The following is an 8,567-nucleotide window of genomic DNA, read 5'->3' on the forward strand; positions in this document are numbered from 1 at the left end:
TGGTGTTTTTATAATAATTAGTTCACTGAATCTGTTTCAACAGAGATTTCATCAAGACATCCAAAGCAGCAGTTGTCTGTGTATCGATTTCTTTAGCTGCAGAAATTTTACTCCGCGCTCCCTGGATCAATACTTTTGCCTGCGGATCAAGTTCCTGCTGAATCAATGTTTTCATAATCAGATCGAGCGATTCAAAAGCTTTATCGCCCAGACTGGATGCCACAATGATTGCGCACGGCTTTCCAGAAAATACAGTAGTTGCAACTGTCCATTCCAACGCATTCTTCAAAACCGCCGGGATGCTGAACACATATTCAGGAGTGCAAATAATAACGCCGTCCGCATTTGTCACTGCGCTTATAAACTCCTGAACACTCACTGGCAGATTTTCTGCGAGGTCCGGATTAAAATGTGGTAATACTGAAAGATCAAATGATACATTCAGGTCAATACAATCTGCATAAACAGCTGCCAGATGCTGCAGGATCCTTTCATTCGCCGAGCCTTTTCTCACACTTCCGGAAAGGGCCAGAATATTTTTTTTATTTGCAGTACTCATTTCCAAATCAAACCATTTTCATTCAAAAAATAAACTGATGCGGATAAATAATTCCGCCTCTGTATTATTATTTTGAGTTCTATCAATGCTTTTTTAAATTGAATGAATGAAAACATTCAAAGCAGTTATTCAGAAGTTTGAGAAGAATGGTGAAAAAACCGGATGGAGCTTTATCTATATTCCCATAGATGTTTCTGAAGCATTGGCTCCGGGCAACAGGAAAGGTTTTCGGGTAAAAGGTACACTTGACAAATTTGCTATCGAGGGTGTTGCTCTTATCCCCATGGGTGATGGAGAATTCATCATGCCCATCAACGCAGGCATGCGTAAAGGCACGCATAAGGCTACCGGCAGTACATTAACGGTACGTATTGAATACGATCCGAAAGCATATGAATTAAACGCTGATTTTATCATGTGCCTGGAAGATGTTCCCCGTGCACATGCTTATTTTAAAGGTCTCACAAAGTCTCACCAGAACTATTTTTCAAAGTGGATCGATTCCGCTAAAACAGAAACAACCAAATCCAAACGAATTACGCAATCCATACAAGCCCTGGAAATGCATTTGAGCTATTCAGAAATGATACGGATGAATAAGGGAGAAAAATTATGAATTATGAATTATGAATTATGAATTATGAATTATGAATTATTTGATCTTTTTATTTCTTTATATAAAATAAAAGGTCCGACATTACATCGAACCTTTCATTCATAATTTATAATTTATAATTTATAATTCATAATTATAATTACCATCCCAGCAGGTAAGCAAAAATCAGCGGCGCCACAATTGTAGCATCCGACTCCACAATAAACTTAGGTGTATTGATATCTAATTTACCCCAGGTAATTTTTTCATTCGGTACAGCTCCTGAATAAGATCCGTAAGAAGTAGTTGAATCAGAGATCTGGCAGAAATAACTCCAGAACGGAATATTCTCCATTTCCATATCCTGGTATAACATTGGTACCACGCAGATCGGGAAATCACCGGCAATACCGCCGCCAATCTGGAAGAAGCCCACGCCTTTGCCTTCAGAGTTTTTCACATACCAGTCAGACAACCACATCATGTATTCAATACCAGACTTCATCGTTGTTGGCTTAAATTCACCTTTGATACAGTATGAAGCGAAGATATTACCCATGGTGGAATCTTCCCAGCCCGGTACAATGATCGGAAGGTTTTTCTCAGCTGCAGCAAGCATCCAGGAGTTCTTCGGATCGATTTCATAATATTGTTCAAGCTCTTTGCTCAACAACATTTTGTACATGAACTCATGCGGGAAATAACGCTCGCCTGCTTTATCAGCATCGTTCCAGACTTTATATAAATGTTTCTGTAATCTTCTGAATGCTTCTTCTTCCGGAATACAGGTATCTGTAACGCGGTTGTAATGATTTTCCAACAAATCCCATTCATCCTGCGGACTTAAATCACGGTAGTTTGGTACACGCTTGTAGTGTGAGTGCGCAACCAGATTCATGATATCTTCTTCCAGGTTTGCGCCTGTACAGGAAATAATCTGAACTTTATCCTGACGGATCATTTCCGCCAAAGACTTACCCAATTCTGCTGTACTCATTGCACCGGCAAGAGTAATCATCATTTTTCCGCCTTCTAATAAATGCGTTTCATATCCTTTTGCTGCATCTACTAAAGCCGCTGCATTGAAGTGCAGATAATGTTCCTGAATGAACTTGGAAATAGGTCCTTTTGACATATTTATTTGAATGTTAAATAGAATAATAGCCTGCAAGTTACACCATTCTATTGAAAACTTATAAATATGGGCCAAAACCTATATTATTTAATCATTACCCCTTGAAAATGAGAATTGTTGAGGATTTGGATTATTGGATTAAGGCAAAATTCGAACTAGACGTGTGCATGCATTTTAGATCTAATGATTGAACCGTTTAAGACTTAAATTTATATTAAAATCATTTTTTGATTCTGAAAAGAAATATTAGCTCAAAGATTGGTGTTTTATAGTCAGGATAAATAGGATTCTTAATCCCAATTTTACCATAATCCTGTAAATCCCAATCCAGACAATAGTGTTGAGAATTAATTCATCATTCATCATTCATAATTCATAATTAAAACCCTGTTTTTGCGTAATTTGTATCTGCATGTGAATTGTTTAAACCATGCCGTATTTATGGAAGGACAAATTAATCCGGAAAACTGGAAAGATATATTTTCAGATACTTTATACATCATTACAGACCCGAATGGCGTAACAGCAGCCCCACTTGTTGCAGAAAAAGGTAAACCTGTAGCTACAGAAGCTGTTGTTGAAGCTCCTAAAACTGCAATACCTGTTACCCCTGCAGCACCAGCTTCACCTGCTATTCCAAAGACTCCGGCTATACCCTCTATTCCTGCCGCACCATCCGCAGCAGTGAAAGAACAGGCTGTACCTAAAGCTGCAGAACCGGTTGTATTAAAACCAAGCGGCAAATACAGCAATGGTATTCTGATACTCATGCATGCATCCTATACAAACACTCCTGCTCAACTCGAAATGCTGGGCAAGATCGTTAAAGCGGTCCAGCTTGATTATGCAGACTGCGGTGTGCTGCAAACAACACATCCGGTTTCACTAAAAGACATTGAAACACTGAAGCCACGGATTATTTTATCTTTCGGTTTACCTGCTGATGCATTCACGCCTCGCCTGCCGAAAGATTTGTATGCCATACAAAAACATAATGCCACTACAATCCTTTTAGCAGATTCCCTTGCCAAACTGGAAACAACCGTGGCGCTAAAAAGCAGCTTATGGAATGCCATGAAAGAAATGTTTGGCATCAAATAAGTACATATCAAATTTAATTAATTACATACGTACACCCACTTCCTCAATTTAACATGAGCAGAAATCTGTTTTTATGTATCGCTTTATTTTTTACAGTTACTGTATACGGTCAATCCAATGCAGAAGTATTTGATTACGGTACGTTTGAAAATAATGTATACACCAATTCTTATTTTAATTTAAAAATCGATGTGCCACCAACATGGAAGGTGCATTCAAAAGAACAAACCGATACCATCATTTCAAAGGCGATGAAAAAGATGACCGACAAAGATGCCACCCTAAAGCCTTTGTTTAATCCTAAAGATATCAAAGATGCAGTATTAATAATGGCTAATCAATACCGGATCGGTGCGGCTGTAGATTTCAATCCGGGTTTTGTGATCATGGCTGAAAATATCATGGATTATCCGGAAATTGAAACCGAAGCAATGTATCTGGGCCAGGTAAAAAAATTATTACTCCGCACAAAATCCAATTACGTGATCAATGATAAGATCAGTAAAGAAAAATTTAACGGAGTCACTTTTTATAAATTTTCTCTTTCCCTAAAGAACGCTGGATCTGTAGAAATAAAACAAACCTATTATTCATTATTGAAAAAAGGATTTAGTCTTGGTATCGTTACCACATACAACACCAAGGCTCAGAAAAAGGAATTAGATAAAATTCTCAAAACGCTTCAGATTTCGAACTAAATATTATACAAACCGGTTATTTCTTTTGTAATCTTTATCTGTATACCATTATGAAAAAAAGTCTTCATGCAGTTTTACTTCTTTCAACAATCATTATTGCTGTAGCATTTTCTTATCCCGCAGAAAAATTGATCGAGCCGGCGCAACTTGCGGCAGTATTGCAAAACCCCGCTGCTAAGAAGCCTGCCATATACAACGTTGGACCGATGGCTATGATTCCGGATGCCGTGCTGATTGGAGAAACCATTAATCCTGCCAATCAAACAAAAATAAAAACTGCTTTGAAGGATGTTCCCAGAGACAAAGAGATTGTTATTTATTGCGGATGCTGCAAAATAGAAGACTGCTGGAACATTCACGAAGCAAGTACCATTTTAACAAATATGGGATTTACCAATTTTAAAATTCTGAATATAAAAACGGATTTTAAAACAGATTGGTCAGACAAAAAATATCCTGTAAAATAAAAAAACAAGGAGCACGCCGAGCCGGTGATCCTTGTTCATGCATATAAGCGGACTACTTATGCAACTGCAATTACCTTTGCACCAATACTAACCTGCGCCGTAGAATCAAGATCCATTTTATAATGTACAACAATCGCATTGGTATACCTTCTTATTACTGGCAAGATTTCTTTTAAACGTTCCTTGTTATTACTGTTCATCAGTATTTCGATAAATGATTCATTTGTCCATTTAACTAATTTTAATTCTTTTTCAACTTGTTCCATGTAGTAATGTTTATGTTAAAAGATCTTTTATGCATACATTAAAGTAAAGTGACTTCTTATGTATACCAGATTTAATAACGGATTCAGCGTTTGCCCGGATGAAAAAAAATCAAATAAGTTATCCCCATTTTTACAATAATGCTACATGTCAATTACATGATTTGAATTTCATTCCTTATCTTTCAGTAAGCTGAATTTTCTATACATTCATTTGAAATAATTACATACTATGTACACCGGCTTACTCACGCATGTCCGTAAATTCATATCACTTACACCTGAGGAAGAAATGTTGCTTTCAGGATTTTTTCAGTACAGAAAAGTATCAAAAAAGGAAAACCTGCTGCAGACCGGCGATCCCTGTAAACAGAATTACTTTGTATTGAAAGGTTGTCTGCGCTTATTTTTTATTGATGAAAAAGGTGTTGAACAGACCACGCAATTCGCAATCGAAAACTGGTGGATGAATGATTACATGGCTTTCCAGAATCAGCAGCCGGCAAACTTTTATATCCAGGCCGTTGAAAATACCGAATTACTGAGCATTTCCTTTAACGAACAGGAACAGTTGTTTAAAGCACTGCCGGCAATGGAACGTTATTTCCGCCTGGTTTATCAGAAGGCAGCAGCGGCAGCACAAATACGAACTAAATACCAGCATACATTTTCAAAAGAAGAACAATACCTGAATTTCAGCCGCAGCTTTCCGGATTTTGTTCAACGTGTTCCGCAATACTTATTAGCGTCCTATTTAGGATTCACGCCTGAATATTTAAGTGAAATCCGTAAAAAGAATATTTCTTAAACCAGTTTAAGTTTTTCCTGAAAACCAGCTCCTAGTTTTGTTCTATACTAAAACACAAAACATATGGAAAAGAGATTAAACATGGAAGCATTGCAGCCAACCGCATACAAGGCCATGCTGGGTTTGGAAGGTTATTTACAGACAACAGCATTAAGTAAGTTGCATAAGAATCTGATCAAAACACGCGCATCGCAGATCAACGGTTGCAGCCATTGTCTGGATATGCATACCAAAGAATCCATTAAAAGCGGTGAAACGTTACAGCGTTTGTTTGTATTAAGCGCCTGGAGAGAAACAGATTTATTTTCACCTGAAGAAAAAATCATACTGGCACTGACAGAAGAATGTACGCTTATTCATCAGCATGGGGTATCTGATTCTGTATACAAGAAAGCCGTTGAGACCTTTGGTGAGACTTACGTAGCACATATCATTATGGCGGTAGTAGCGATAAACGGATGGAACCGGATAGCGATCAGCACACACATGCAGCCAACAGCTGAATAGAAAAATAAAAAGGTCAATACGTGTATTGACCTTTTTATGCTTATATGTTTTTCGTTTATTTTTTATCGACACTGATCCGCCAGATGGTATTGGCTGCATCATCAGCCACAAGCATAGAGCCATCCTGCAATACCGTAATGCCGACAGGCCTTCCGTATACTTCGTCGGCATTCGCAATAAAGCCTGTTAAAAAATCTTCCGCGGGACCAGACGGTTTCCCTTGGTCAAACGGCACGAATACTACTTTATAGCCGGAGAAAGATGACCGGTTCCAGGAACCATGCTGGCCGATAAATGCACCATTGCGGTAATGTTCAGGAAACATTGTATGCTCATAAAAAGCAAGTCCCAGCGATGCAGTATGTGCTCCCAGTGATACATCAGGTACAATGGCCTTTTTTACCAGATCCATGCCCTTGCCTTCCAGTCTTGGATCAACGTGCTGCCCCCAGTATGAATACGGCCAGCCATAGAAGCCACCTTCTTTTACACTGGTCAGATAATCGGCCACCAGTTCATCTCCCAACTCATCGCGTTCATTTACAACCGTCCATAATACATGCGTACCTGGAGCCCAGGCCATCCCTACAGGATTACGGATACCTGATGCATATACTCTTTTACCACTGCCATCCGGATTCATTTCAAGTATATTCGCACGCATGACTTCCTGATCCATGCCATGCTCACCAATGTTACTGGAAGAACCCACCGTGATGTAAATTTTTGAATCATCCGTATTGGCAATAATGTTTCTTGTCCAGTGATTATTATAGCCATCTGCAGGCAGGTCTGTGATCTGTTTACCTTTCACAGTAATGGATGTTTGTCCGCGTGTATACGGGAATGCAACAACACCATCGGTATTGGCAACATAAAATGTATTTTCAATCAGCAGCATACCCAGCGGCTGATTTAGGTTTTCAAGAAATACTTCGCGTACATCCGGAAGCCCGTCTTTATTTGTATCACGGAAAAGCGTGATGCGATCGGCACTTCCATCCGATAGTTTTGATTTTGAATTACCGCTGATAAACGAGGCTGTTTTTTTTATAAATCCCTTGGTACCCGATTCAGCTACCAATACATCACCATTCGGCAATACGTAGATCCACCTGGGATTCTCAAGCATATTGGCGTATTTCTGCACAACGAAACCTTTGGGCGCTATGGGTGTTTGTCCTTCTTTCCAACCAATCGCTTTACTGAATTTTTTAGCGGACTCAGTAGCAAAGGGTTTTGGAAACGTATCTGTTACATCACTGTCAAGCGTATCATCTAAGGTTACCGCTGTTGCCTTTTCTCCATGATTGGTGCATGAAATCAAAAAACTTAAAAAGAGAACTGAAAAAAAAAGCTGTTTCATAGGGGCTATGTTTGAGATGCTGTTTTTCATGATGCATCACCATTTTAAATTACGTAATTTTAATCAAACAAAAACATCCGGAGAAGTTTTTTATTATACTTCAGTTTTATGACACAAATCGCACTAGGTATGGCCGCCATTGGCAGGCCACAATATATAAATATAAAAACCGCTGATAGTTTACAGAATCCCGATAAAAATGCTTTGCAAACCCATGCACTGCAACTGTTGGATACGGCTTACCAACTTGGCATACGCCATTTTGATAGCGCACCGGGATATGGTATTGCAGAAGAAATACTTTTGGACTGGGTCAGAAAAAGAAACTATTCAGATATTGGAATTTCTACAAAATGGGGATATATCTATACAGCAAACTTTGAAAAAAATCCTGAGCAGCATGAAGTAAAAGAACATTCATTGCAAGTGTTGAAACAACAATGGACATATTCAAAACAGCTACTTCCCCATCTGAATATGTACCAGATACATTCAGCTACGCTTGATAGTGGTGTATTGGAAAATACAGACGTGCTCGAAGAATTGACTGCAATAAAAAACACGTTTCATATACAAATCGGCCTCACAACAAGTGGTGTACAACAAAACGAAGTGATCAAAAAAGCACTGGCGCTTACTTTTGGCGGCAAGCCAATCTTTACTGTGTTTCAGGTTACCTATAATGTATTTGAACAAAGCATTGGGGAAGTTATTGAATTGCTGCATGCAGCCAACGCTACGATCATCATCAAAGAATCCCTTGCCAATGGGCGTGTGTTAAGAGGTCAGGCGAATGATACTTTATTCAAGGCATTGGCTGCAAAATATAACGTTGGAAAAGATGCGATCGCTATTCGTTTTTGTATGGATACATTGAGACCAGCCTTTGTATTGAGCGGTGCAGCAACCGTGAAGCAACTGGAGCAAAATCTGCTCGCAAACACATTCACATTAGATTTGGATGAAATTGATCAGTTAAAGAAAATGCGGGTAAACAGCGAAGCCTATTGGAACGAACGCAAACAGCTTGTATGGAACTGAGTCGTAAGCAGCCAGCAAAGCTGCTTT

The 8,567-nt window shown here is 38.9% G+C and carries 11 protein-coding genes; 7 read left to right on the forward strand and 4 right to left on the reverse strand.

All coding sequences use genetic code 11. The annotated features are described in order from the left end of the window. Positions 1–22: 22 nt before the first annotated feature. Positions 23–559 (reverse strand): NADPH-dependent FMN reductase, encoded by a 537-nt coding sequence (locus ACTHJT_RS15775; protein ID WP_440239946.1) that lies wholly within the window; start codon positions 557–559, stop codon positions 23–25. Between the two features lie 106 nt (positions 560–665). On the opposite strand from ACTHJT_RS15775, the gene ACTHJT_RS15780 reads away from it, so the two are divergent. Further along, positions 666–1,175 (forward strand): YdeI/OmpD-associated family protein, encoded by a 510-nt coding sequence (locus ACTHJT_RS15780; RefSeq protein WP_440239948.1) that lies wholly within the window; start codon positions 666–668, stop codon positions 1,173–1,175. Between the two features lie 139 nt (positions 1,176–1,314). Here ACTHJT_RS15780 and ACTHJT_RS15785 read toward each other — a convergent pair whose 3' ends face one another. Next, entirely contained in the window at positions 1,315–2,289 is a 975-nt protein-coding gene (locus ACTHJT_RS15785; protein ID WP_440239950.1) for a deoxyhypusine synthase family protein, read from the reverse strand. A 441-nt stretch (positions 2,290–2,730) separates the two neighbouring features. Here ACTHJT_RS15785 and ACTHJT_RS15790 point away from each other — a divergent pair, with 441 nt between their 5' ends. From ACTHJT_RS15790 to ACTHJT_RS15800, 3 genes are read left to right on the forward strand one after another with little or no spacing between them, the layout of a single operon-like run. Continuing rightward, positions 2,731–3,390, forward strand: coding sequence for a hypothetical protein (locus ACTHJT_RS15790; protein ID WP_440239952.1), 660 nt, complete (start codon positions 2,731–2,733; stop codon positions 3,388–3,390). Between the two features lie 53 nt (positions 3,391–3,443). Next, the gene (locus tag ACTHJT_RS15795) at positions 3,444–4,088 is read left to right on the forward strand and encodes a hypothetical protein (RefSeq protein WP_440239954.1); all 645 of its coding nucleotides are present in this window, start codon (positions 3,444–3,446) and stop codon (positions 4,086–4,088) included. A 50-nt stretch (positions 4,089–4,138) separates the two neighbouring features. Continuing rightward, positions 4,139–4,555, forward strand: a complete 417-nt coding sequence (locus ACTHJT_RS15800) for a rhodanese-like domain-containing protein (protein WP_440239956.1) — start codon at positions 4,139–4,141, stop codon at positions 4,553–4,555. Positions 4,556–4,611: 56 nt separating this feature from the next. Here the strand turns inward: ACTHJT_RS15800 and ACTHJT_RS15805 are convergent, their stop codons facing one another. After that, a complete protein-coding gene (locus tag ACTHJT_RS15805) occupies positions 4,612–4,821 on the reverse strand; it encodes a hypothetical protein (RefSeq protein ID WP_440239958.1) in 210 nt (69 codons plus the stop codon). A 229-nt stretch (positions 4,822–5,050) separates the two neighbouring features. Here ACTHJT_RS15805 and ACTHJT_RS15810 point away from each other — a divergent pair, with 229 nt between their 5' ends. Next, the gene (locus ACTHJT_RS15810; RefSeq protein WP_440239960.1) at positions 5,051–5,626 is read left to right on the forward strand and encodes a Crp/Fnr family transcriptional regulator; all 576 of its coding nucleotides are present in this window, start codon (positions 5,051–5,053) and stop codon (positions 5,624–5,626) included. Positions 5,627–5,689: 63 nt separating this feature from the next. Beyond that, positions 5,690–6,133 carry a carboxymuconolactone decarboxylase family protein gene (locus ACTHJT_RS15815; RefSeq protein ID WP_440239962.1) on the forward strand — a complete coding sequence of 148 codons (444 nt, stop codon included), beginning with the start codon at positions 5,690–5,692 and terminating at the stop codon, positions 6,131–6,133. A gap of 55 nt (positions 6,134–6,188) precedes the next feature. Here ACTHJT_RS15815 and ACTHJT_RS15820 read toward each other — a convergent pair whose 3' ends face one another. After that, positions 6,189–7,499, reverse strand: coding sequence for a PQQ-dependent sugar dehydrogenase (locus ACTHJT_RS15820; RefSeq protein WP_440239964.1), 1,311 nt, complete (start codon positions 7,497–7,499; stop codon positions 6,189–6,191). Positions 7,500–7,607: 108 nt separating this feature from the next. Between ACTHJT_RS15820 and ACTHJT_RS15825 the strand changes: the two genes are divergently transcribed. After that, complete coding sequence (locus ACTHJT_RS15825; RefSeq protein ID WP_440239966.1) at positions 7,608–8,540, forward strand: aldo/keto reductase; 933 nt, start codon at positions 7,608–7,610, stop codon at positions 8,538–8,540. The last annotated feature ends 27 nt before the right edge of the window (positions 8,541–8,567 follow it).

It is taken from the genome of Cytophaga sp., from assembly GCF_051961495.1.
Classification (GTDB): Bacteria; Bacteroidota; Bacteroidia; order Cytophagales; family Cytophagaceae; genus Cytophaga.